A 24,221-nucleotide genomic window follows, 5' to 3' on the forward strand; every position below is an offset into this window, starting at 1 on the left:
CGGTCGTTAGTCGGTGGAGTTGACGCGGCGGAGGGTCAGATTGATGCGGCCGCCATTCTTCAGCAGCGTCGACGTCGCCGGATGGATGCGGTCGACGCCATGGAAACACAGCCTCCCCTCGCCGCCCAGCACGACCAGATCACCGCTCGAAAGCTTGAAAGATAGCGTGCGATCATTGCGGCTGAGGCCGCCGACGCGAAAGAGGCAGCTGTTGCCGAGCGAGATCGAGACGACCGGGGCTTCGAGATCCTGTTCGTCCCTGTCCTGATGCAAGCCCATGCGCGCTTCGTCGGAGTAGAAATTGACGAGGCAGGCTTCCGGCGGCTTGTCGTAACCCGAAACGTCATTCCAGATGTCGAGCAATTGCTGCGGCATATCGGGCCAGGGTCTGCCGGTTGCAGGGTGTGTCGGCTGGTAGCGATAGCCGCGCTCTTTGTCCGTCACCCAGCCGAGCGGTCCGCAATTGGTCATGCGCACGGACATCGGCTTGCCGGTACCGGGCATGGCGGGCACATAAAGCGGTGCTTCGGCGACGATGGTGCGGATCACCTCGGCCAATGCCTCCTGACGCGCTCGGTCGAGGTAACCGGGGAGATGGCGGATGCCGCGCAAGAGCTCCGGCATGTCACTCACCGCTGCCGCCGCCGGGGCGGCCGCGCATTTTCTTGACTTCCGAGCGACCGGATTTTTCCTTCAGGCGGCGTTCGACCGAACCCTTGGTCGGCCTGGTCTTCTTGCGCGGCGGCGGTGGCGGCTTGGCGGCCTCGAGAATCAGTTCCTTCAACCGGTCGCGCGCATCCTCGCGGTTGCGGTCCTGGCTGCGAAACCGGCTCGCCTCGATCATCAGCACGCCCTCCTTCGACAAACGCCGGCCGGCGAGCTTGATCGCATTGGTTTTGACTCGATCATTGAGGGACGGCGAATTCGCGATGTTAAAGAACAGCTGGACGGCGGTCGAGACCTTGTTGACATTCTGCCCGCCGGGACCGCCCGCCAGAACGAACTGTTCCGTCAGCTCCCATCCGGCGATGGTGATCCTGTCATCGATATAAAGCGCGTCGCTGGCCATGCGGCGTTCTATGTCACATCGGCGGCGAATTGAAAATATCGGCTGTGACATGGAAAACCCGGCAATCTTGCGATGCCGGGTTTCACGTGAGTCAGAGGTTTGATCTGCTTATTCGGCAGCGACCTTTACGCCGGGGGCCGCATCACGGACGCCGCCGTCGACATGATTTTCGAACTTGGCGAAGTTCGCGATGAACATCGAGACCAGCTTTTCGGCCTGTGCGTCATAGGCTGTCTTGTCGGCCCAGGTCGAGCGCGGATCGAGAATGCTGCCATCGACACCGTCGACGGAGACCGGTACGGCGAAGCCGAAGTTCGTGTCAGCACGGAATTCGGCCTGTCCAAGTTCGCCACTGAGGGCGGCAGCGAGAAGCGCACGCGTCGCCTTGATCGGCATGCGCTTGCCGGTGCCATAGGCGCCGCCGGTCCAGCCGGTATTGACAAGCCAGCATTGGACGCCATGACGGCCGATCAGCTCCTTGAGCAGATTGCCATATTCGGCCGGATGCCGCGGCATGAAAGGCGCGCCGAAGCAGGTGGAGAAGGTCGCTTCCGGCTCGACGACACCCTTTTCGGTGCCGGCCACCTTGGCGGTGTAGCCGGAGAGGAAGTGATACATCGCCTGATCAGGCGTCAATCGGGCGATCGGCGGCATGACGCCAAAGGCATCGGCGGTCAGCATGATGATCGTCTTCGGATGCCCGGCACGGCCGGTTTCCGACGCGTTCGGGATGAAGTCCATCGGATAGGCGCAGCGGGTGTTCTCGGTCAGCGACCCGTCGTCGAAATCCGGCTCGCGGCTTTCGTTCAGCACGACGTTTTCCAGCACGGTGCCGAAGCGCTGCGTTGTTGCATAGATTTCCGGCTCGGCTTCGGCCGAAAGGCGGATGGTCTTGGCGTAGCAGCCGCCTTCGAAGTTGAAGATGCCGTTTTCGCTCCAGCCGTGTTCGTCATCGCCGATCAGCGTCCGGGCCGGATCGGCCGAAAGCGTCGTCTTGCCGGTGCCGGAAAGGCCGAAGAACACCGCCGCGTCACCGTCCGGGCCGACATTGGCCGAGCAGTGCATCGGCATCACGCCCTTGGCCGGCAGCAGGTAGTTGAGCACGGTGAAGACCGATTTCTTCATTTCGCCGGCATAGGAGGTGCCGCCGATGAGGACGAGACCGTTGGTGAGATCGCAGGCGATCACCGTTTCCGAACGGCAGCCGTGGCGGGCCGGATCGGCCTTGAAGCTCGGCAGATCGATGATCGTCAGTTTCGGCACGAAGCCGGACAGCGCTGCGGTGTCAGGGCGGATCAGCAGATTGCGGATGAACAGCGAATGCCAGGCGAATTCGGTCACGACGCGGGTCGGCAGAGCATGGCCTTCCTCGGCGCCGCCGACGAGATCCTGGACGAAAAGCTCCTTGCCCGCGGCATGCGCCAGCATATCGTCGCGCAGCACGGCGAAATGCTCCGGCGAGATCGGCTTGTTGTTGTCCCACCAGATTTCGCCATCGGTATTGACATCGCGAACGACGAACTTGTCGCGCGGCGAACGGCCGGTGTGCTGGCCGGTGATAGCCCGCAATGCGCCCTGAGCGGTCAGTTCGGCTTCGCCCCGGCGGATCGCTTCTTCATAGAGCGCGGCGGCGGAAAAGTTGTAGCGAACGCTGGCTGCGCCGCCCAATCCCACCGTTGCCAGCTCTATTGCCGGGTTATGAACTCCGAACATTTCCATGGCTAGTTCCCTTCGCTCAGGCTCGTTGCCGTTAAAACTAATCGCGAAAATACGGGCAGAAATTTTAAAACACAAGATGGAAAACCTGAGAAAATGCAGTGATATCAAACAATTAATCGATTTAAATTTATTGTCTTAATTTTAAATCGTTTGAATGGGTCGCGTTTATACATTCAGACGCACTACCTAAGATTGCTGGCGAATTTTACGGCAATCCTCCTCTTTATCTTTGCCACAATTTGTTCCACCTTTATCCTCCATAAGCGCATCCGGTCACTGAGACCGCCTGGGGAGAGCAAATCCGGGAGATTGCGCACTGATGACGGAGACCAACACCATGCCGACAATCGCGCTCGTTGATGACGACCGCAACATCCTCACCTCGGTGTCGATCGCACTGGAGGCCGAAGGATATAAGGTCGAGACGTATACGGACGGTGCTTCGGCGCTCGACGGCCTGCTGGCGCGACCGCCGCAGCTGGCGATCTTCGACATCAAGATGCCGCGCATGGACGGCATGGAACTGCTGCGCCGCCTGCGGCAGAAGTCGGATATTCCCGTCATCTTCCTCACCTCCAAGGATGAGGAGATCGATGAACTCTTCGGCCTGAAGATGGGCGCCGATGACTTCATCACCAAACCTTTTTCGCAGCGCCTGCTGGTGGAGCGCGTGCGCGCCGTCCTGCGCCGCGCGTCAAGCCGCGAAGCCGCCGCCGCCGGCACCAGCCCCACCGGCGCGCCGAAGACCGGCGCGGTGCAGCAGGCCCGCTCGCTGGAACGCGGGCAGCTGGTCATGGACCAGGAACGCCATACCTGCACCTGGAAAGGCGAGGCCGTGACGCTGACGGTGACCGAATTCCTGATCCTGCATTCGCTGGCGCAGCGCCCCGGCGTCGTCAAAAGCCGCGACGCGCTGATGGACGCAGCCTATGACGAACAGGTCTATGTCGACGACCGGACCATCGACAGCCACATCAAGCGGCTGCGCAAGAAATTCAAGATGGTCGACACCGACTTTGATATGATTGAAACACTCTACGGAGTGGGATACCGCTTCCGCGAAGCAGCCTGAGCCCCAAGCGGCGCAGCGCGCTCCTGCATAATTTCCTAAATCGGCATCGGTTTAAGGGTCAAATTATGCAGCAGTTCAAAATGTCACAGCGTCCTTGGCGCGTCTGAAAAGACGCGCGGCGCTGTCGGAAATGTTGAGGGCTGCGGGCCGGTCCATCCGGCCCCGCTCTTCGAAAGGGCCTGTCATTGGCACAGTTGGTGCAGGAAAGGGATATCGACGATGCGGAGGGCGTGAGCACCCGTCGCGTTCGTGGCCGCCGTTGGTCGCATCCCTTCACCCTGATCCGCCGCATCTTCGGCAATGCCGTCTTTTCGAGCCTGACGCGGCGTATCCTGTTCTTCAATCTCGTCGCGCTGGTAGTGCTCGTCGGCGGCATCCTCTACCTTAACCAGTTCCGCGAGGGATTGATCGACGCCCGCGCCGAAAGCCTGTTGACGCAGGGCGAAATCATCGCCGGCGCCGTTTCGGCCTCCGCGTCGGTCGATACGAACTCGATTACCATCGATCCGCAGAAGCTGCTCGAGCTGCAGGCCGGCCAGAGCATCACTCCGGTGCCGAACGACGAGGATCTCGAATTCCCGATCGATCCCGAAAAGGTCGCGCCGGTCCTGCGCCGGCTGATCTCGCCGACGCGCACGCGCGCCCGCATCTTCGATGCCGATGCCAACCTGCTGCTCGATTCGCGCCATCTTTATTCGCGCGGCCAGGTATTGCGCTTCGACCTGCCGCCGGTGGAAGAAGAGAAACAGACCTGGAGCGAGTGGTTCGCCACCTTGTTCAACAAGGCGTTGCAGCCCGGCAATCTGCCGCTCTATAAGGAAGCGCCGGGCGGCGACGGCTCGATCTATCCCGAAGTGATGAATGCGCTCACCGGCGTGCGCGGCGCAGTCGTGCGCACCACCGAAAAAGGTGAACTCATCGTGTCCGTCGCCGTGCCGATCCAGCGCTTCCGCGCCGTGCTCGGCGTGCTGTTGTTGTCGACGCAGGCGGGCGATATCGACAATATCGTCCATGCCGAGCGGCTTGCCATCATGCGCGTCTTCGGCGTAGCGACACTCGTCAACGTGCTGCTTTCGCTGGTGCTGTCGTCGACCATCGCCAATCCGCTGCGCCGTCTTTCGGCAGCCGCCATCCGCGTCCGCCGCGGTGCCAAGACGCGTGAGGAAATTCCCGACTTCTCTGCCCGCCAGGATGAAATCGGCAACCTTTCCATCGCATTGCGCGAGATGACGACGGCGCTCTACGACCGCATCGATGCGATCGAGAGTTTCGCGGCCGATGTCAGCCACGAGCTCAAGAACCCGCTGACCTCGCTGCGCAGCGCCGTCGAAACGCTGCCGCTTGCCCGATCCGACGATTCCAAGAAGCGGCTGATGGACGTCATCCAGCACGATGTCCGCCGCCTCGACCGGCTGATCAGCGATATCTCCGACGCCTCCCGTCTCGACGCCGAACTCGCACGCGTCGATGCCGGCTCCGTCGACATGGAAGTGCTGCTGCGCGACCTCATCGAGGTTTCGCGCCAGGTCAGGAGCACCAAGAAGCAGGTGGAAATCGAATATGCGATCGAACGCAAGCCGAACGTCAAGACGCGCTTCGTCGTCAACGGCCACGATCTACGCATCGGCCAGATCATCGCCAACCTGATCGAGAATGCCCGCTCTTTCGTGCCGGAAAAGGGCGGCAAGATTACCGTGCGGTTGGTGCGGACACGCTCGCGCTGCGTCACCACGATCGAAGACAACGGCCCCGGCATCCAGGCGGAAAATATCGACCGTATCTTCGAACGCTTCTATACGGACCGGCCGGAGGCGGAAGGCTTTGGCCAGAATTCGGGGCTCGGCTTGTCGATCAGCCGGCAGATCGCCGAAGCGCATGGCGGTTCGCTGAGAGCCGAAAACATCACCGATGCCGAGAGCGGGCATATACTCGGCGCGCGCTTCATCCTCTCTCTGCCAATCGGCGCCGCAGCATGACCGAGGCAGCTTTCAACGTCCATGCGACGGCGATCGTCGTCGGCAAGACGGGGCTGCTGTTCAGCGGCCCCTCCGGCTGGGGAAAATCGATGCTGGCCTTCACCTGCATGACCGAGGCGCGCCGGCTCGGGCTTTTCACGGCGCTGGTCGCCGACGACCAGGTCCTTCTCTCAAGAGAGGCCGGAGCGGTGATCGCCACATGCCCGCCGTCGATCACCGGGCTGATCGAACTTCGCGGCACCGGCATCGTTCGTCAGGACCATATTCCAAGAGCGGCCATGCATTATGCCGTGCTTCCGGGCACCGCCACCGGTGAAGATCGGGTGCCTCCCGAGGGCGAAATGGTGAGCCTTGCCGCCGATTTTTCGCTTCCCGCATTGCGGTTGCTCACAGGCGTTTCCTCACCCCTTGCGATCCTGATGGCAAAAGTGCCGGATATCGGGCGCTGAGGCCTTCCGGATTAGTCAATCTGCCTTATATATTCGCATTTTTATCTTGCACTTCGGCTTTTCATAGCCAAGATGTGCCCCCACCGGTGGACGTAATTGCTGCGTTGCGATATTGGGGCCACCGTTTGCGTATATGGGAGCAGTAATATCATGATCGGACTTGTGCTTGTCACTCATGGCAAGCTGGCTGAAGAGTTTCGTCATGCTGTCGAGCACGTCGTCGGTCCTCAGAAATTCATCGAGACGGTCTGTATTGGCCCCGAAGACGACATGGATCAGAGACGGCAGGACATTCTGGAAGCCGTTTCCGGTGCCGATGATGGCCACGGCGTCGTCATCCTGACCGACATGTTCGGCGGCACGCCGTCCAATCTCGCCATATCAGTCATGAGCAGCGGCCATACCGAAGTCATTGCCGGTGTCAATCTGCCGATGTTGATCAAACTTGCCGGCGTGCGCGGCGAGAACAACATGGAGAAGGCGCTGGTCGAGGCCTCCGAAGCCGGGCGGAAATATATCAATGTCGCGAGCCGTGTGCTCAGCGGAAAATAACGGGCATTCATGACATCGCTCTCCCGGGAACTCCTCATTATCAACAAGCGCGGTCTTCACGCGCGCGCTTCCGCCAAATTCGTGCAGATGGTCGAGACCTTCGATGCCGCCATCACCGTTTCCAAGGATGGAATGACGGTCGGCGGAACCTCCATCATGGGCCTGATGATGCTTGCAGCGAGCCCCGGCTCGAGCGTCGTCGTTTCGGCAAGCGGCAGCCAGGCCGAGGAAGCGCTGGAGGCCCTGGACCAGCTGATCCAGAACAGGTTCGGCGAGGAGATGTGAGCTCCGATCGAGTTCATATAAACATATAAAGACTTCTTTATATCCTTATTGCCATCACCGGCGAAGCCTGCTAAACGGCGGACATGCCGTGCGCTTGCACGCGGGTCATCTTCGCGCCTGCGCCAATTTTGAGACGTTTTTCAGCCTGGAGGCCTCTATGAGCACTGAAAAAGATTATGTCGTCGCCGATATCGGGCTTGCGGATTTCGGCCGCAAGGAAATTACGATCGCCGAAACCGAAATGCCGGGGCTGATGTCCTGCCGCACCGAATTCGGCCAGACAAAGCCGCTGAAGGGCGCGCGCATCACCGGCTCGCTGCATATGACTATCCAGACGGCCGTGCTCATCGAGACGCTGGTCGCGCTCGGCGCCGAAGTCCGCTGGGCCTCGTGCAACATCTTCTCGACGCAGGATCATGCCGCTGCCGCGATCGCCGCTTCCGGCGTGCCTGTCTTCGCCATCAAGGGCGAATCACTCGAAGATTACTGGGTCTATACCGACAAGATCTTCCAGTGGGCCGATGGCGGCCTTTCCAACATGATCCTCGATGACGGCGGCGACGCCACCATGTACATCCTGCTTGGCGCCCGTGCAGAAGCCGGCGAGGACGTGCTGTCTCACCCGCATTCCGAAGAAGAGGAAATCCTCTTCGCACAGATCAAGAAACGCCTTGCCGCTTCGCCTGGCTGGTTCACCAAGCAGCGCGACGCGATCAAGGGCGTCACCGAGGAAACGACGACCGGCGTCAACCGCCTTTACCAGCTCAGCCAGAAGGGCCTGCTGCCTTTCCCGGCGATCAACGTCAACGACTCGGTCACCAAGTCGAAGTTCGACAACAAGTATGGCTGCAAGGAATCGCTGGTCGACGGCATTCGTCGCGGCACCGACGTCATGATGGCCGGCAAGGTTGCCGTCGTCTGCGGTTACGGCGACGTCGGCAAGGGTTCTGCCGCTTCGCTCTCCGGCGCCGGTGCCCGCGTCAAGGTGACCGAAGCCGATCCGATCTGCGCATTGCAGGCTGCGATGGACGGTTATGAAGTCGTTCTGCTCGAGGACGTCGTTTCTTCGGCCGATATTTTCATCACCACCACCGGCAACAAGGACGTCATCCGCATCGACCATATGCGGGCGATGAAGGATATGGCGATCGTCGGCAATATCGGTCACTTCGACAACGAAATCGAAGTCGCTGCATTGCGCAATCTCAAGTGGACCAACGTCAAGCCGCAGGTCGACCTGATCGAATTCCCCAAGGGCAATCGCATCATCCTTCTTTCCGAAGGCCGTCTGCTCAACCTCGGCAACGCCACCGGCCATCCGTCCTTCGTGATGTCGGCTTCGTTCACCAACCAGACGCTGGCGCAGATCGAGCTCTTCACCAAGCCCGACCAGTATTCCAACCAGGTCTATATCCTGCCGAAGCACCTCGACGAGAAGGTCGCCCGCCTGCATCTCGACAAGCTCGGCGTGAAGCTGACTGAGCTTTCTGAGGAACAGGCAGCCTATATCGGCGTCTCGCCGAAGGGCCCGTTCAAGTCCGACCACTACAGATATTGATCTGATCGTTAATATCCACAAGATGTAGAAGCCGCGGCATTGACAAATGCCGCGGCTTATTTTTTGGACGCTCCCTTCCCGCCGATTCCCTTCCGAAGTATTGTTTTAAGACTTGATTCGTGGCGCCGGACCCTGTCCGACCGCTGCGAAAATGGGATGTCTTGTCGTAATGCGGCACATTGAAGGACGGAGACATACCGCGGATGTCGGAAATGAAAAGCAGCCTGCCCGGTCAGGCGGATGATGGCGCTCGCGCCGATCGCCGCCCGCTCATGGCAGGCCAAGGATATCAATCAGCAACGGCGCACGAGGCCGTAAAGCAAGAGCACGGACCATTGGCGCGCTTCCTGAAAAGCTGCGCGGCCGGCACCGCGCTCGCGGCCTTGGCGCGGCCGGCTCTGGCACAGGCGGAGCAGCAGGCGGCGGCCACGGCTCACCACTTCACATCCTCGCAGGTGATCGGTGTTTCCGTCGTCATCGGCGTCATATCGGCAGCACTACTGTCGACGCTGTGGCTCGTGCGTCAGCGCGGCAACCTGGAAAACGAAAGCCGGGAAATCCGCTCGGCGCTCTCCGATGCCCAGCAGCGCATTTCGCAATACCAGGCTCTGATCGCCGACAAGAACCGGCGGATCGTCATCTGGGACGGCAATGCGCGTCCCGAACTGCTCGGCCAGCTTCCGCCTGAGACCGGCGCGCCGCAAGACGGCGAATTCCTGGCCTTCGGCCTGTGGCTGAAGTCACGTTCGGCTTCCGAGCTGGAAAAGGCGATCGACCGGCTGCGCGACGAGGCGCAGAGCTTCGACATGGTGGTCGAAACCATCCGCGACGAAATCCTGGAGGCGCAGGGCCGGGTTTCCGGCGGGCGGGCCTTCGTCCGTTTCGTGGCGCTCAACAATCTGCGCGCCGAGCTCGCAGAGCTCAGGATCGAGCGCGACCGGCTGATGACCTCGATCTCGGCCTTCCAGACCATGCTCGACGCGATCGACATGCCGGCCTGGCAGCGCGATCCGGTGGGCCGCCTCACCTGGGTCAACCAGGCTTATGGCGAGGCGGTCGAAGCGCGGTCGCCGCAGCAGGCGATCAATGAAGGCCGCGAGATGCTGACGACCGTGGCTCGCGAACGCATTCGCGCCACGACGACGCCGGAATCGCCCTTCCACGACAAGATCTCGACGGTCGTGCGCGGCAACCGCACATTCTTCGATGTCGTCGACGTCAGGGTTCCCGGCGGCTCGGCCGGCATCGCGATCGATGTGTCCGACATAGAGGCCGTGCGCGCCGAGCTGGAACGGACGCTGAAGAGCCATGCCGAAACGCTCGACCATCTCGCTACGCCGGTTGCCATCTTCGACGGCGACCGCCGGCTGCAATTCTACAACCAGGCCTTCGTCGCGCTCTGGGAGCTGGATATCGCCTTCCTCGAAGGCCGACCGGACAATAGCGAGTTGCTCGAGCGGCTGCGAGCGGCCAAGAAGCTGCCGGACCAGCTCAACTGGAAAAGCTGGAAGGAAGCCGCGCTTTCGGTCTATCGCGCGCTCGACACGCAATCCGATCTCTGGCACCTGCCGAACGGGCAGACGCTGCGCGTCTTTGCGACCGCCCATCCGCAGGGTGGCGCCACCTGGGTGTTCGAAAACCTGACCGAGCAGGTCGACCTCGAAACGCGCTACAACACGCTGGTCAAGGTGCAGGGCGAAACCATCGACCACCTTTCCGAGGGTGTGGCGGTGTTCGGTCCTGATGGACGCATCCGCCTTTCCAACCCGGCCTTCCGCGCGCTCTGGGGGATCACCGAAACCGAAGCCAAGCCCGGCACCCATATCCGTGCGCTAGGCGAGGCCTGCGCGCCGTCCTATGACCGGCCGGACGGCTGGAAGACCTTCGCGGAACTGATCACCAGCTTCGACGACGAACGCCGCTCGGGCCAGGGAACGCTGGAACTCTTCTCCGGCCTCGTGCTCGACTACGCCGTCATCCCGCTGCCGAACGCGCAGACCATGCTGACCTTCGTCAACATGACGGACAGCGTGCGCGCCGAGCGCGCGCTGACCGAGAAGAACGAAGCGTTGCGCAAGGCCGACGAGCTGAAAAACGACTTTGTCCAGCACGTTTCCTATGAACTGCGTTCGCCACTGACCAACATCATCGGCTTCACCGATCTCCTGCGCACGCAGGGCGTCGGGCCGCTTACCGAACGGCAGGCCGAATATATCGACCACATCTCGACCTCGTCCTCGGTTCTCTTGACGCTCGTCAACGATATTCTCGACCTTGCGACCGTCGACGCCGGCATCATGCGTCTCAATTATGCGGATATCGATCTCAACGACCTGCTCGACGACGTCTCGATGCAGATCGCAGATCGCCTCCACGAAAGCGGTGTGGCGCTTGCAATTACCGCCCCGGCCTATCTCGGCTCGATCGTCGCCGATCCGCAGCGGCTGAAGCAGATCCTTCTGAAGCTTCTGTCCAATGCGGCGAATTTCTCGCCCGAAGGCACCTCGATCTCGCTGGAATGCCATCGCGAAGGCACGGACTTCGTCTTCGCCGTCAGCGATCGCGGCCCCGGCATCTCGCCTGACATGATCGCGACCGTCTTCGACCGTTTTGCCACGGGAGCGAAAAGCGGCAAACGCGGCGGCGCCGGCCTCGGCCTCTCGATCGTCGACAGCTTCGTCAGTCTGCATCATGGCGATGTGACGATCGACAGCGAACCGGGCAAGGGCACGACCGTCGTCTGCCGTATCCCCTCGGTCGATGTACCGCATTCCGCTGCCGCCGAATGACGACAAATGATGCGATCTCGCTTTTCCTGAAAGACGAGGCGGCCACCATCCGCCTCGGTGAAGACCTGGCGCTGGCCCTGAAGGCCGGCGATTGCCTTGCCCTTTCCGGCGATCTCGGCGCGGGGAAATCCTCGCTCGCCCGGGCGATTCTGCGCGCCATGGCCGATGACGAGGGGCTCGAGGTCCCGAGCCCGACATTCACGCTGGTGCAATCCTACGATCTGCGCATCGCCGTTTCGCATTTCGATCTCTACCGGCTCGGCGATCCTGCCGAACTGACGGAGCTTGGCTTCGACGAGGCCTTGCAGAACGGTATCTGTCTCGTCGAATGGCCGGAGATGGCGGGGAGCGAACTGCCCGCGGAGCGCATCGCGCTGACACTTGAACATGAGGGCAACGGCCGCCGGGCGACAATCAGAGCCGCGGGCGCGCAAGATTCACGCATCCGCCGTGTCCTGGCGATCCGCGAGTTCCTTGACGGTGCAGGTTATCCCGAAGCGAGACGCCGCTTCCTGACCGGCGACGCTTCGCTGCGCGCCTATGAGGCGATCTATCCGCAAGCCGGGAACCAACGCATCATCCTGATGGACTGGCCGCCGCTTGCTGAAGGCCCGCCTGTTCTCGACGGCAAACCCTATCCCAAAGTCGCGCATCTTGCCGAAAACGCCTATCCGTTCGTGGCAATCGCCGATACGCTGCGCAAGGATGGTTTTGCAGCGCCCGAAGTCTACAAGGTGGATTATAACGAGGGTATACTGCTGATCGAAGATCTCGGCAGCGAAGGCGTTCTGGATGTCCACGGACAGCCGGTTATAGAACGCTATCGCGAAAGCGTTGCCTGCCTGGCCAGGCTGCACGCCCTGAAATTTCCGCAGGACATCCCCGTTGGAAAGGGCCATATCCACCATATTCCTGATTTCGACCGCACGGCGATGAAGATGGAGGTGCGGCTGGTGCTCGACTGGCACCTGCCCTGGAAGCGCCAGGGCGCACCCGCAACGGAAGCCGAACGGGCGGAATATCTGGCGATCTGGGACGCGCTCATCGACGAGCTCGCAACGGCCGAGAAGAGCCTGCTGCTGCGCGACTTCCATTCGCCGAACATCATCTGGCGCGAACATGAAAGCGATATTCGCAAGATCGGCCTGATCGACTTCCAGGACGCGATGATCGGCCCGACGGCTTATGACCTTGCGTCGATCGTCCAGGATGCGCGCGTAACGATCGAGCCGGACCTCTTCCGGCAGCTGATGGACGATTATCTGACGCTTCGCCGCGCACAGGGCGGTTTCGACGAGGCCGGATTTATGAAGGCCTGGGCGATCATGTCTGCCCAGCGCAATTGCAAGCTTGCCGGTCTTTGGGTGCGCCTGTTGCAGCGCGATGGCAAGCCGGGTTATCTGAAACATATGCCGCGCACGCTTTGCTACCTGAACGTCGCGCTCGAGCATGAAGCGCTTGCCCCCTTGCGCGATTGGTGCGCAAGGGCTGGAATAGGCGAGAGCGAATCATAAGTTCCGGATCAGAATGACCATCAGACAAGCCATGGTACTGGCCGCGGGTCTCGGAACCCGCATGCGCCCGATCACCGACAAGATCCCGAAGCCGCTGGTGAAGATCGACGGCAAGCCGATGATCGACTACGCGCTGGATTCGCTGGTGGCGGCCGGCATCGAACGCGCCGTCGTCAACGTTCACCACCACGCCGACCAGATGCTCGACCATCTCGGCAATTATCACGGCCTCGACATCGTCATATCCGACGAGCGGGACGCACTGATGAATTCCGGCGGCGGCTTGGCGAAGGGGCTGAGGCTACTTACCCGCGACAATATCTTCGTCATGAATGCCGATCTCTTCTGGATCGGCGAACAGCCGGGGCGGCCGACGAATCTACAACGCTTAGCCGGATTCTTCGATGCCGAACGCATGGATATGGCGCTGCTTTGTGTTGCGATCGAGGATACGACGGGTCACAACGGCAAGAACGACTTCAGCCTCGCAACCGATGGCCGGCTGACGCGTTATCGTGACGATCCGTCCAATCCCGTCGTCTATGCCGGAGCGATCGTCATGAACCCGTCGTTGCTCGACGATGCACCGAAGCATGCTTTCAACCTCAATATCTATTTCGACAAGGCGATCGCGCGCGGACGGCTTTTCGGCATCGTGCTCGAAGGCCACTGGCTAACGGTCGGCACGCCCGACGCGATCGGCGAGGCGGAGGAAACGATCCGGCGATTACGGACGTTTGCGTAAGCCATGGCGGAGCGGCACCAGCCACGCATCCTGACGATCCCGGCAGGCCTCTCCTTCCTGAAAACGCTGGCGACGACACTTTGCGACGGCCGATTGACGCCGATTTTCCGGCACGACACCGATGATCCGCTATCGCTTGCCAAAGTAACGATCTACCTGCCGACCCGACGCGCCGTGCGTGTGCTACGGTCCGAATTCGTCGACCTGCTCGGCGGCCACTCGGCGATTCTCCCCGTCATCCGTCCGCTCGGCGAAACCGATGACGATAGCGGCTATTTCGACGAGGCGCTGCCGGCAACGATCGATCTCGCCCAGCCGCTGTCGAATACCGCCCGTCTGCTGGAGCTTGCGCGTTTGATCCTTGCCTGGCGAAACAAGCTGCCGGAGATCGTCCGCCACATTCACTCGGACTCGCCGCTCGTCGCGCCGGCAAGCCCGGCGGATGCGATCTGGCTCGCCCGCAATCTTGCCGAGCTGATCGATTCCATCGAGACCGAGGATCTCGATTGGTCGGAGCTGTCGAAACTCGATACCGGCGATTATGCCGCCTGGTGGCAGTTGACGGCGGAATTCCTGCAGATCGCCAGCGCCTTCTGGCCGGAGCGGCTGTCCGAACTCGGCAAATCCTCGCCGGCGCGGCACAGAAACGCCATTCTCCGGGCCGAAGCAAGCCGGCTTTCGGCAACGAAACCCGCCGGGCCGATCATCATCGCCGGTTCGACGGGTTCCGTTCCCGCCACCGCCGATCTCATTGCCGCCGTCGCCCATCTGCCGGAAGGCGTGATCGTGCTTCCGGGCCTCGATCTCTCCATGCCCGAGAAGCACTGGCAGATGGTCGCGCGGGAACCGGTGCCAGGCCAACATGCCAATCCGGCAAGCCGGAGCCATCCGCAATATGGTCTGTCGTCTCTGCTCAAGCGGCTGAAGCTGACGCGGGCCGACGTCACGCTCCTCGACAGACCGGAGGCCGATCTTGAGCGGCGTGCCGAAATCCTGTCGCGGGCCCTTGCTCCGGCGGAGGCGACCAGTGACTGGGGAGCTTGGAAAACCGACCTGCCGGCAGGCGCGCTGTCTTCGGCCTTCTCTGATGTCTCGCTGATTGAAGCCGCCAATGAGCGCGAGGAAGCAACCGCGATTGCCATCGCGCTCAGGCTGGCGTTGGAGAGGTTGGGACTGGACGGCGAAAGCCGGGCAGCCCTCATCACGCCGGACCGCAGTCTCGCTCGGCGGGTGATGGCTGAGCTTTCGCGCTTCGGCATCCTCGCCGATGATTCGGCGGGTACGCCGCTTTCAGCCATGCCGCAGGGCACGCTTCTGCAATTGCTACTGGAAGCAGCGCTGCGGCCGGGCGATCCGGTGGCGATCGTCTCGCTGCTCAAACATCCGCTTGCCCGCTTCGGCCTGGAGCGCGGTGCACTGATTTCCGCTACCGAGGCGCTCGAGCTGCTGGCACTGCGCGGCGGCGTGGCAGAGGTGGATATCAGTGCGCTGGAACCGCTGCTCACGCACCAACTTGCCGAACAGGCCCTGGACAGGCACGCGCCGCAATGGCGAAAAGCGCTTTTGCCTGAGGCCGCCGACGCCGCATACGACCTTGCCCGCCGGGTCGCACAAGCGACCGAGCCTCTGGCTTCGGCGCTGATGCGGCACCGGCCGGAAGATCGCGGAAGAACAGTGCGCTTCACACTGTCCGAATGGGCAGAGCGCACTGGCCGTTCGCTTGAAGCGGTCGCGGTCGATCCGCAAGGAAATCTCGCCGATCTCTGGTCCAACGAAGCGGGAGACGCTCTCGCCGCCCTGCTCAGCGAAGTGATCGACACCAACGGCCAGATGGAGGCCGACGGACCGCAATGGATCGACATCATGGCAGCCCTTGCTGCCGGTCATGCGGTGAAGCCACGGGCGCTCAGCCATCCGAGGCTCTTCATCTTCGGCACGCTGGAAGCCCGCCTGCAGAGCGTCGATACGTTGATCCTCGGCGGCCTGAACGAAGGCACCTGGCCGGGACAGACCGCCAACAATCCCTTCATTCCGCGAATGATGAAGACGGAGATCGGCCTCGAGCCGCCGGAGCGGCGTATCGGCCAGTTGGCGCATGATTTCGAGATGGCAAACGGTACGCGCCATCTGATCTATTCGCGCGCGCTACGCCAGGGCTCAACGCCGACCGTTGCCTCGCGTTGGCTGCAGCGGCTGCTGGCGCTGGGCGGAGAGGCGTTCGAAGCGGAATTGAAGGGCCGCGGCAACCGGTTTCTCCAATGGGCCGGTCTCATCGATCGGGGAGATGCTCAGGCGCCAGCGCAACGACCCTCGCCGAAACCGCCGCTGGCGCTGCAGCCGAAATCCTATTCCTTCAGCGAAGTCGGCCGGCTGCGCCGAGATCCCTATGCCATCTATGCCCGTCGCATCCTGCGGCTCGACCCCCTCGATCCGTTCAATCGCGATCCGGGTGCGGCCGAACGCGGGACGCTCTACCACAAGATCATCGACCGTTTCATTCGCGAAGCCCATATCGCCGGCACGCCGGATGCGGCAGCGGCGATGGAGCGCATTCTTTCCGAGCTTTTCGACATGGAAAAGTTGCCGCCTCATATCGATGCCGTATGGCGGCCGCGCTTTCGCGCGGTGGCCCGCGCCTTCCTCGAATGGGAGGCTGGACGCCGGCATGGCATCCTGAAAACGCTGACGGAAGTACGGGGTGGCATGGAGCTGGAGTCGATCAATATCCGGCTCACCGGCGTCGCGGACCGGATCGACATAACAGGACCGCATTCGGCCGACATTATCGACTACAAGACTGGCTACAATCCTTCGCCGGCGCAGGCGCGCGTGCTTCTCGATCCGCAGCTTGCGCTCGAAGCGGCGGCCTTGAGTGCCGGCGCCTTCCGTGATGCCGGCAGCCTCGTGCCGCAGGACCTTCTCTATGTGCGTCTGCGACCCGGAAGCCGCTTCCAGGTCGATACCGTCAACAACGAGAGCTCGGCGCGCAGCGACAAGGCGAAATCGGCGATGGATCTCGCAGCCGAATCGATCGACCAGCTGGTCAAATTCGCGGGGTTGCTGCAATCCAGCGAAAGAGGCTTCACTTCGCGGCTGATCCCGGCCCAGCAATTCGATTTCGGCGGCGACTATGATCATCTTGCCCGCGTCTCCGAATGGTCGACCGCCGAAACCGAAGAGGGCGGCGGTGATGAGTGATGTGACCGCCCTTCCCAACGACGACGATCCCGGCGCCTGGATCGGCTGGACGACGATCCAGCAGGCGATTGCCTCCGATCCACTGCGTTCGGCATGGGTCTCGGCCAATGCCGGTTCCGGCAAGACACATGTATTGACACAGCGCGTCATCCGGCTGCTGCTTGCCGGGGCGCGGCCTTCCGCCATTTTATGCCTCACCTACACCAAGGCTGCGGCATCGGAAATGTCGAACCGGGTCTTCGAACGGCTGGCGGAATGGGTGGTGCTTGACGATGAAGACCTCGGCCGGCGGATCACGCAGATCGAGGGTACAGCTCCCGACGGACTGAAGCTTGCCGAGGCCCGCCGGCTGTTTGCCAAGGCGCTGGAGACACCCGGCGGACTGAAGATCCAGACGATCCATGCCTTTTGCGAGGCGCTGCTGCATCAGTTCCCACTGGAGGCCAACGTTGCCGGACATTTCTCGGTTCTCGACGATCGCGCGGCGGTGGCGCTGCTTTCCGATGCGCGCCGGGCGCTGCTGACGGCAACCGCGCCTGACGAAGACAGCGCCCTTGCTGAGGCATTCGCCTACGTGCTCAATCTCGGCGACGAATCCGGACTGGAGAACCTGCTCGGCGACATCGTCGCCAACCGCAATGCCATTCGTCGTTTCACGGCGACGGCCGAACAGCAAGGCGGCGTGGAAATGGTTCTGCGCAAGAGGCTCGGCCTTGCCGCCGGCGACACGGAAGACAGGATCGCGGCGCAATATTGGCCTTTGCCGGAGCTTTCGGGTGGCACGCTGGAGCTTTATCTTTCGCTCGCCGACCAGAAAGGCGGCGCGAAGGCGCAGGAGGTTGCCTATGGCCTCAGGCTCGCCGGGCGGGAGCGCGATGACGCAAGGCGCGCTGAGATCCTCGAGAAAATCTTGCTGACAGTGAAGGGCGAGCCCAAGGCGGACTCGCAATTCCTCGTCAAGGCCATGCTTGCCGAGGCACCGCAGCTGGCGGGGGCTATCGCCATTGCCCGCGCGCATGTCGCAGCAAGCCGCGACCGGCTGAAACTGATGCGGATGTACGGCGCCACGCATGCGGCGCTCGTGCTCGCCGACCGGCTGAATCACGACTATGAGGAGTTGAAGAAGCAACGCAGCCAGCTCGATTTCGAGGACCTGATCACCCGCGCCGCCGACCTCCTGACGAAAAGTGGCGTCGGCCCCTGGATCCACTACAAGCTTGATCGGGGTATCGATCATATCCTCGTCGACGAGGCGCAGGATACCAGCCCGATCCAGTGGAGCGTCATCCAGTCGCTCGCCGAAGATTTCTTCTCCGGCGAAAGCGCCCGGCCGATCGTGCGCACGCTGTTTGCCGTCGGCGATGAAAAGCAGTCGATCTATTCCTTCCAGGGGGCGCGGCCTGAGCGTTTTTCCGAGGAGAGCGACCGGACGCGGCGGCGCGTTTCCGATAGCGGGCAGAGCTTTTCTTCCGTGCGGCTGCCGCTCTCCTTCCGCTCGACCGCCGACGTGCTCGAGGCCGTCGACCACATTTTCAAGGCGCCGGAGAACGCGCGCGGCCTCAGCGCGCTCGGCGAACCGGTCGTGCATCGCTCCAGCCGCATCGGGCATCCCGGCGCCGTCGATCTCTGGGAGATGGTTGCGCCGGAAGCGGTGGTGAAGGAGGAGGACTGGACGGCGCCCTTCGATGCGACGCCGGAAAGCGCGCCGGCCGCAATCCTCGCGCGGCGGATCGCCCATTCGATCGGCACACTCGTCGGCCGCGAGACGATTGTCGACAAAGGCAAGGAGCGCCTGATCGAGGCCGGCGACATCCTGGTGCTGGTGCGCAAGCGCGACGCCTTCGTCAATGCGTTGACGCGCGCGTTGAAGCGCCGCGGCGATATTCCCGTCGCCGGTGCGGACAGGCTAGTGCTGACCAGCCATATCGCCGTGCAGGATCTGCTGGCGCTCGGCCGTTTCCTGCTTCTGCCGGAAGACGATCTTTCGCTCGCCGCCGTGCTCAAGAGCCCGCTTTTCGATCTCTCGGAGGACGACATCTTCGCGATCGCCGCGTTGCGCGGCGACAATGAAAGCGTCTGGAGCCATCTCAGAAGCTTCGCCGCCGACGGCACCGAGCGTTTCCGCGCTGCCGTCGAGAGGCTGGAGCTGTTTCTCCGGCATTCCAGGAGCCTGTCGGTCCATGATTTCTATGCGCGCGTGCTGGGCAGCTATGGCGGGCGGCGGCAATTCCTTGCCCGTCTCGGCACCGAGGTCAGCGATATCCTCGACGAATTCCTGACCTTCACGCTCGACCATGAGAGCTCCGGCCTTCCCGGGCTGCAATCCTTCATCTCGACGCTGGAGCTCGAAGCTCCGGTGATGAAGCGCGAGCAGGACAAGGGGCGCAACGAGGTGCGAATCATGACGGTGCATGCCTCCAAGGGTCTTGAAGCACCGATCGTTTTCCTCGTCGATGGTGGTTCGAAGGCCTTCACCCATACCCATCTTCCGAAGCTTCGCCTGATCGAGACCGGCCCAGACGAGCCGCCAATGCCCGTCTGGGTTCCTGTCTCGGATCTTTCCAATTCGCTGACCCAGGACGATGCCGCACGTATCCAGATGCTGGCGGAAGAGGAATACCGCCGGTTGCTCTATGTCGCCATGACGCGAGCCGCCGACCGGCTGGTCGTCTGCGGCTATCGTGGCGTGCGTGTGAATAACGACACCTGGCATATGATGATTTCGGCGGCACTCAGCGACGACCATCCGCATGTGGAGGCGACCACATTCTCCGGTCCCGATGGGGAATGGCCGGGCATCAAATGGCGGGTGCCGCGGGTGGAACGAAGCTTCGAGCGTATCGATCGCAGCGAAGAGCGCGGCAGCGAGGAGCGCGGCAGCGAGGAGATTTTGCCGGACGGCCTGTTGCGGCCATTGCCGCCGCAGGCTGAGCTGCCCCGGCCGCTCAGTCCTTCCGGTGCCGGGACGATCGTCGATGAAGATGAAGGCGGCCTGCTGGTCGTCTCGCCGCTGTTCGGTGAGAAGGAGCGCAGCGATCGTTCACTGGAGAAGGGCAGGCTGATCCATCGCATGCTGCAGGCGCTTCCCGAAATTCCGTCTGCCGAGCGGCCTGATGCGGCAAGCCGCTATGCCGAACGCGCGGCGCGATTCTGGCCGGAAGGGGAACGGCGCAAGCTTGTCGATTCGGTTCTGAAACTATTGGACGAGGAAGGTTTGCAGGCCGTCCTCGGTGCGCAGGCCCAGCCCGAGGTCTCGATTATGGGAACATTGACGCTCGACGATCGGCGCTATGCCGTCTCCGGCCGCATCGACCGGCTTGCCGTCCTTGCCGATCGCGTCGTCATTCTCGACTACAAGACCAATCGGGTGCCGCCGACAACAGAAGAGGCTATCCCCTTCGCGCACCGGGCGCAGCTGGCGATCTATCGCGAGATCCTGGCGCCGCTCTATCCTGATAAGCGTATCGATTGCATGCTTGTCTATACCGAGAACGCCTCGCTCTTCACACTAAGCGAAAAGGCGCTCGGTTTGGCGCTTGCGGCGGTCAAGACAAAGTGAAATACCGGACATTGAAAATTCGGCACCGCACCATCACATGTGGTCCAACACCCAATTCCGTTAAAGGAGCAGCCCATGGCTACCGTGAAAGTCGATATCAATAACTTCCAGTCGGAAGTTCTGGAATCCGCAGAACCCGTCGTCGTCGATTTCTGGGCTGAATGGTGCGGCCCGTGCAAGATGATTGCTCCGAGCCTCGAAGAAATCGCCGTCGAGATGGAAGGCAAGGTCAAGGTCGCCAAGCTCAATATCGATGAGAACCCGGAACTCGCTGCACAGTTCGGTGTGCGCTCTATTCCGACCCTTGCAATCTTCAAGGGCGGCGAAGTTGCCGATATCTCTGTCGGTGCAAAGCCGAAGACGGCTCTTTCGAACTGGATTTCCAGCGCTGCCTGATTGATATCGATCAATTTATATAGCATTGACGAAAAAGCCCGGCTCGACCGGGCTTTTTCATTTCGCGGCCCTCATTTCGGGGGCGTTCCGTTGTCGGCAAGCACGTCGCCGACGAGATAGAGAGAGCCTCCGACCAGAACTCGCGGCGGCAATGCCTCCGGATTGAGAACGGCTTTTATCGCTTCCAGCGCATCGCCGACCGTCAACATCGGTTCGGCAACCAAACCGGCATCATAAGCCGCATTCGACAATATCACCGGGTCGATCATCGCTTCGCTGCCGCGGATCGGCACGCAGAAAACCTTCTCGACCAGGCCGGTAAAGGCCTTGAAATAGCCGACCGGATCCTTGGTGTTGATCATGCCGGTAATCAGGAAAAGCGGCCGAGACTGGCGCTCCTCGAAATTGGCCATGGCTTCGGCGATCACTTCGCCGGCACCGGGATTATGCCCGCCATCGATCCAGATCTCGGCGCCGGCGGGCGCATGCGACAGCAACCGGCCCTCGCTCAGACGCTGCAGCCGGCCCGGCCATTCGACCGAACTCATCGCCTTTTCCATCATCGTCTCGGTGACGGTGAAACCCGCCGCCTTGACGGCCCGAATAGCGGCGGCGGCATTGGCATATTGGTGGCGGCCGGGAAGGCGCGGCAGCGGCAGGTCGGCAAGGCCGAATTCGTCCTGGTAGACGAGCCGGCCATATTCCTCATGCGCCATGAAATCCTGCCCGAAGACGGCGCTCGGGCAATGCAGCCGTTCGGCCGTCGACATCAGCACGTCAAGTGCTGCGTCATATTCCTGATGGCCGATGACAACGGGAAATCCCGGCTTCATGATGCCGGCCTTTTCGGCTGCGATCAACTCGACCCTGTCGCCGAGATAAGGCTGGTGATCCAGCGAGATCGGCATGATCACCGAGACGGCCGGGTCGGAAATGACATTGGTCGCATCGAACCGGCCGCCGAGACCGACTTCGATGATCGCGGCATCGGCCGGATGTTCGGAAAACAGGATGAAGGTGACCGCCGTCAGGATTTCGAAGACGGTGATGTGCTGTCCGGCATTGGCATCGGCTACGCGACGCACGGCCTCGGCAAAAACGGCGTCGTCGACAAGCTGCCCGCGTCCGCCCTTGACGCCAATGCGATAACGTTCGTGCCAATTGACGAGATGCGGTGAGGTGTGGACGTGAGCGCTGTAGCCACCGGCTTCGAGCAGGGCGCGGGAGAAGGCGGTGACCGACCCTTTCCCGTTGGTGCCGGCGACATGGATCACCGGCGGTAGTTTCCTGTGCGGATTGCCGAGCACATCGAGAAGACGGGTGATGCGATCGAGAGACAGATCGAACCCCTTGGGATGCAATCCCATGAGCTTGTCGATCTCCTGTGCTGCCTCACTCACCGCGGTTTGGCCTCTGGGTATCAATTCGGCACCCCGCCTGCTTGTCGGTTATCAGGCGCTCGCCGCCAGAGCGATCGCGCCACTATTGATGTTGTTCGCCGCCGAAACCGGCTTTTTCGTCAGGATCTTCAGGAGGCGCGCCAGCGTTTCCGGAATATCGTGACGTTTGACGACCATATCGACCATACCATGCTCCAGCAGGTATTCGGCGGTCTGGAAGCCTTCGGGCAGTTTTTCACGCAGCGTCTGTTCGATCACGCGCTTGCCGGCAAAGCCGATTTCGGCGCCGGGCTCGGCCAGATGAATATCGCCAAGCATGGCATAGGAGGCGGTGACGCCGCCTGTGGTCGGATTGGTCAGCACGACGATATAGGGCTGGCCGGATTCCTTCAGCATGTCGACGGCAACCGTCGTGCGCGGCAATTGCATCAGCGACAGAATGCCTTCCTGCATACGCGCGCCGCCGGAAGCGGGGAACATCACCAGTGGGCATTTTTCAGACGTCGCACGCTCGAAAGCCTTAACGATCGCCTCGCCGGCGGCCATGCCGAGCGAACCACCGATAAAGTTGAATTCATGCACGACGGCCACGAGTTTCAGTCCCTGCACCTTTCCGACACCGGCGAGGATCGTATCCTCCTGTTCGGTCTTCAGGCGGCTGTCGCGCAGGCGATCGCTATATTTCTTCGAATCGCGGAACTTCAGCGGGTCCTGCGCAACCTTAGGCTGCGGCAGCGATTCAAACTCGCCATTGTCGAAAAGATCGACCAGGCGGGCCTTGGCCGGCATCTTCATGTGATAACCGGACGCCGGAATGACCCATTTGTTGCCTTCCAGGTCCTTGTGGAAGACCATCTCGCCCGTTTCCGGGCACTTGATCCAGAGGTTCTCCGGCACTTCGCGACGGCCCAGCATGGAATTGATCCGCGGGCGAACGTAGTTGGTGATCCAGTTCAACTCGAATACTCCTGATAGTCTAAAGCGCGTCGCGATCTTTCAGATTCGCTGCCACGCTTTAGGTCCTAGTTTCCCGCATGTCGTTGCCGCAAAACCGCTGCACACTTTTGCGCGACATGCTTTGTTGCCAATGTGGGCAAACTATTCGGCAGCAACAAGGCGCGCCGAACGTGTTCCCGTGGAAAGGCCGCGCACCAGCGTGGCAACCGCCTGAACGGTGTCCGCCGTTGCCTTTCCGTCATGTGTCAAGCTGGTCGCGACCTGATTGACGATCGCGGTGCCGACGACGACGCCGTCGGCCGAACCGCCGATGACCTTTGCATGTTCCGCCGTCTTGACGCCGAAGCCGACGCAGACGGGCAGCTTGGTGTGCTGTTTGATGCGCTCGACCGCGCCCGAAACCAGCGACGGATCAGGCAGCGCCGAACCGGTGATGCCGTTCATCGAGACGTAGTAGACGAAGCCTGAAGTGTTCTTCAGGACCTTCGGCAGGCGCTTCTCATCGGTCGTCGGCGTCGCCAGGCGAATGAAATTGATGCCTTTGCGGATCGCCGGAATGCAGAGCTCGTCATCCATCTCAGGCGGCAGGTCGACAACGATCAGGCCGTCGATGCCGGCAGCGAGCGCGTCGTCGAGGAATTTCTCGACGCCGTAAATATAGATCGGGTTGTAGTAACCCATCATCACGATCGGCGTCGCATCATTGGTCTTGCGGAAATCGGCCGCCAGCTGCAGCGTCTTCTTCAGCGTCTGGCCGCCTTTCAGCGCCCGCTGACCGGCCAGCTGGATCGCCGGGCCGTCGGCCATCGGGTCGGAAAAGGGCATGCCAAGCTCGATAATGTCGGAGCCTGCCTCCGGCAGCGCCTTCATAATGCCGAGCGAGGTGTCGTAATCGGGATCGCCGCCCATGAAATAGGTCACAAGTGCCGGACGGCCCTCGGCCTTCAGCTCGGCAAAGCGTTTGTCCATGCGTGCGGTCATGT

The 24,221-nt window shown here is 61.7% G+C and carries 18 protein-coding genes; 12 read left to right on the forward strand and 6 right to left on the reverse strand.

Annotated elements, in window-relative coordinates; all coding sequences use genetic code 11:
* Positions 1-6: 6 nt before the first annotated feature.
* The 3 genes from G9X68_RS23040 to G9X68_RS23050 form a co-directional block, all read right to left on the reverse strand.
* The gene (locus tag G9X68_RS23040; protein WP_171604386.1) at positions 7-624 is read right to left on the reverse strand and encodes an alpha-ketoglutarate-dependent dioxygenase AlkB; all 618 of its coding nucleotides are present in this window, start codon (positions 622-624) and stop codon (positions 7-9) included.
* A 1-nt stretch (position 625) separates the two neighbouring features.
* Positions 626-1,069 (reverse strand): alternative ribosome rescue aminoacyl-tRNA hydrolase ArfB, encoded by a 444-nt coding sequence (gene arfB, locus G9X68_RS23045; protein ID WP_025396530.1) that lies wholly within the window; start codon positions 1,067-1,069, stop codon positions 626-628.
* A 108-nt stretch (positions 1,070-1,177) separates the two neighbouring features.
* The gene (locus G9X68_RS23050) at positions 1,178-2,788 is read right to left on the reverse strand and encodes a phosphoenolpyruvate carboxykinase (protein ID WP_171604387.1); all 1,611 of its coding nucleotides are present in this window, start codon (positions 2,786-2,788) and stop codon (positions 1,178-1,180) included.
* Positions 2,789-3,125: 337 nt separating this feature from the next.
* Here G9X68_RS23050 and G9X68_RS23055 point away from each other — a divergent pair, with 337 nt between their 5' ends.
* The 12 genes from G9X68_RS23055 to trxA all read left to right on the forward strand — a co-directional run bounded on the left by G9X68_RS23055 (position 3,126) and on the right by trxA (position 20,881).
* Positions 3,126-3,860, forward strand: coding sequence for a response regulator transcription factor (locus tag G9X68_RS23055; protein WP_003544146.1), 735 nt, complete (start codon positions 3,126-3,128; stop codon positions 3,858-3,860).
* 185 nt (positions 3,861-4,045) lie between these two features.
* On the forward strand, positions 4,046-5,836 hold the full coding sequence (locus tag G9X68_RS23060; RefSeq protein WP_171604388.1) for a sensor histidine kinase: 1,791 nt from the start codon (positions 4,046-4,048) through the stop codon (positions 5,834-5,836).
* Positions 5,833-6,285 (forward strand): HPr kinase/phosphorylase, encoded by a 453-nt coding sequence (locus G9X68_RS23065; RefSeq protein ID WP_171604389.1) that lies wholly within the window; start codon positions 5,833-5,835, stop codon positions 6,283-6,285. Before G9X68_RS23060 ends, G9X68_RS23065 begins: the two co-directional genes overlap by 4 nt.
* A gap of 150 nt (positions 6,286-6,435) precedes the next feature.
* The gene (locus tag G9X68_RS23070; protein WP_003544139.1) at positions 6,436-6,837 is read left to right on the forward strand and encodes a PTS sugar transporter subunit IIA; all 402 of its coding nucleotides are present in this window, start codon (positions 6,436-6,438) and stop codon (positions 6,835-6,837) included.
* Between the two features lie 9 nt (positions 6,838-6,846).
* Entirely contained in the window at positions 6,847-7,122 is a 276-nt protein-coding gene (locus G9X68_RS23075) for an HPr family phosphocarrier protein (protein WP_003544133.1), read from the forward strand.
* A gap of 157 nt (positions 7,123-7,279) precedes the next feature.
* Positions 7,280-8,680, forward strand: a complete 1,401-nt coding sequence (ahcY, locus tag G9X68_RS23080; RefSeq protein WP_011649859.1) for an adenosylhomocysteinase — start codon at positions 7,280-7,282, stop codon at positions 8,678-8,680.
* A gap of 203 nt (positions 8,681-8,883) precedes the next feature.
* A complete protein-coding gene (locus G9X68_RS23085) occupies positions 8,884-11,469 on the forward strand; it encodes a sensor histidine kinase (RefSeq protein WP_171604390.1) in 2,586 nt (861 codons plus the stop codon).
* Positions 11,466-12,983: a tRNA (adenosine(37)-N6)-threonylcarbamoyltransferase complex ATPase subunit type 1 TsaE gene (gene tsaE / locus G9X68_RS23090; RefSeq protein WP_171604391.1), complete on the forward strand. Its 1,518-nt coding sequence runs from the start codon at positions 11,466-11,468 to the stop codon at positions 12,981-12,983. The genes G9X68_RS23085 and tsaE overlap by 4 nt, the downstream gene beginning before the upstream one ends.
* A 13-nt stretch (positions 12,984-12,996) precedes the next feature.
* Entirely contained in the window at positions 12,997-13,728 is a 732-nt protein-coding gene (locus tag G9X68_RS23095) for a nucleotidyltransferase family protein (protein WP_171604392.1), read from the forward strand.
* Positions 13,729-13,731: 3 nt separating this feature from the next.
* The gene (gene addB, locus G9X68_RS23100; protein ID WP_171604393.1) at positions 13,732-16,926 is read left to right on the forward strand and encodes a double-strand break repair protein AddB; all 3,195 of its coding nucleotides are present in this window, start codon (positions 13,732-13,734) and stop codon (positions 16,924-16,926) included.
* Positions 16,919-20,485, forward strand: a complete 3,567-nt coding sequence (gene addA / locus G9X68_RS23105; protein WP_171604394.1) for a double-strand break repair helicase AddA — start codon at positions 16,919-16,921, stop codon at positions 20,483-20,485. The genes addB and addA overlap by 8 nt, the downstream gene beginning before the upstream one ends.
* Positions 20,486-20,560: 75 nt before the next feature.
* Entirely contained in the window at positions 20,561-20,881 is a 321-nt protein-coding gene (gene trxA, locus G9X68_RS23110; RefSeq protein WP_003544118.1) for a thioredoxin, read from the forward strand.
* 71 nt (positions 20,882-20,952) lie between these two features.
* Here trxA and G9X68_RS23115 read toward each other — a convergent pair whose 3' ends face one another.
* From G9X68_RS23115 to trpA, 3 genes are all read right to left on the reverse strand, one after another.
* Complete coding sequence (locus G9X68_RS23115) at positions 20,953-22,305, reverse strand: bifunctional folylpolyglutamate synthase/dihydrofolate synthase (protein ID WP_171604395.1); 1,353 nt, start codon at positions 22,303-22,305, stop codon at positions 20,953-20,955.
* A 27-nt stretch (positions 22,306-22,332) separates the two neighbouring features.
* Positions 22,333-23,238 carry an acetyl-CoA carboxylase, carboxyltransferase subunit beta gene (accD, locus tag G9X68_RS23120; protein WP_171604396.1) on the reverse strand — a complete coding sequence of 302 codons (906 nt, stop codon included), beginning with the start codon at positions 23,236-23,238 and terminating at the stop codon, positions 22,333-22,335.
* A 141-nt stretch (positions 23,239-23,379) separates the two neighbouring features.
* Positions 23,380-24,219: a tryptophan synthase subunit alpha gene (trpA, locus tag G9X68_RS23125; protein ID WP_029874599.1), complete on the reverse strand. Its 840-nt coding sequence runs from the start codon at positions 24,217-24,219 to the stop codon at positions 23,380-23,382.
* Positions 24,220-24,221: the final 2 nt, after the last annotated feature.

The organism is Rhizobium changzhiense, assembly GCF_013087625.1.
Classification (GTDB): Bacteria; Pseudomonadota; Alphaproteobacteria; order Rhizobiales; family Rhizobiaceae; genus Rhizobium; species Rhizobium sophorae.

Bases quoted from the DNA above. Each gene is read 5' to 3' on its own strand.
- G9X68_RS23095 (WP_171604392.1), top strand. From the start codon at position 12,997: ATGACCATCAGACAAGCCATGGTACTGGCCGCGGGTCTCGGAACCCGC.
- addB (WP_171604393.1), top strand. From the start codon at position 13,732: ATGGCGGAGCGGCACCAGCCACGCATCCTGACGATCCCGGCAGGCCTC.
- arfB (WP_025396530.1), bottom strand. From the start codon at position 1,069: ATGGCCAGCGACGCGCTTTATATCGATGACAGGATCACCATCGCCGGA.
- addA (WP_171604394.1), top strand. From the start codon at position 16,919: ATGAGTGATGTGACCGCCCTTCCCAACGACGACGATCCCGGCGCCTGG.
- G9X68_RS23065 (WP_171604389.1), top strand. From the start codon at position 5,833: ATGACCGAGGCAGCTTTCAACGTCCATGCGACGGCGATCGTCGTCGGC.
- trpA (WP_029874599.1), bottom strand. From the start codon at position 24,219: ATGACCGCACGCATGGACAAACGCTTTGCCGAGCTGAAGGCCGAGGGC.
- G9X68_RS23040 (WP_171604386.1), bottom strand. From the start codon at position 624: ATGCCGGAGCTCTTGCGCGGCATCCGCCATCTCCCCGGTTACCTCGAC.
- tsaE (WP_171604391.1), top strand. From the start codon at position 11,466: ATGACGACAAATGATGCGATCTCGCTTTTCCTGAAAGACGAGGCGGCC.
- G9X68_RS23070 (WP_003544139.1), top strand. From the start codon at position 6,436: ATGATCGGACTTGTGCTTGTCACTCATGGCAAGCTGGCTGAAGAGTTT.
- ahcY (WP_011649859.1), top strand. From the start codon at position 7,280: ATGAGCACTGAAAAAGATTATGTCGTCGCCGATATCGGGCTTGCGGAT.
- G9X68_RS23085 (WP_171604390.1), top strand. From the start codon at position 8,884: ATGTCGGAAATGAAAAGCAGCCTGCCCGGTCAGGCGGATGATGGCGCT.
- G9X68_RS23055 (WP_003544146.1), top strand. From the start codon at position 3,126: ATGCCGACAATCGCGCTCGTTGATGACGACCGCAACATCCTCACCTCG.
- G9X68_RS23075 (WP_003544133.1), top strand. From the start codon at position 6,847: ATGACATCGCTCTCCCGGGAACTCCTCATTATCAACAAGCGCGGTCTT.
- G9X68_RS23050 (WP_171604387.1), bottom strand. From the start codon at position 2,788: ATGGAAATGTTCGGAGTTCATAACCCGGCAATAGAGCTGGCAACGGTG.
- trxA (WP_003544118.1), top strand. From the start codon at position 20,561: ATGGCTACCGTGAAAGTCGATATCAATAACTTCCAGTCGGAAGTTCTG.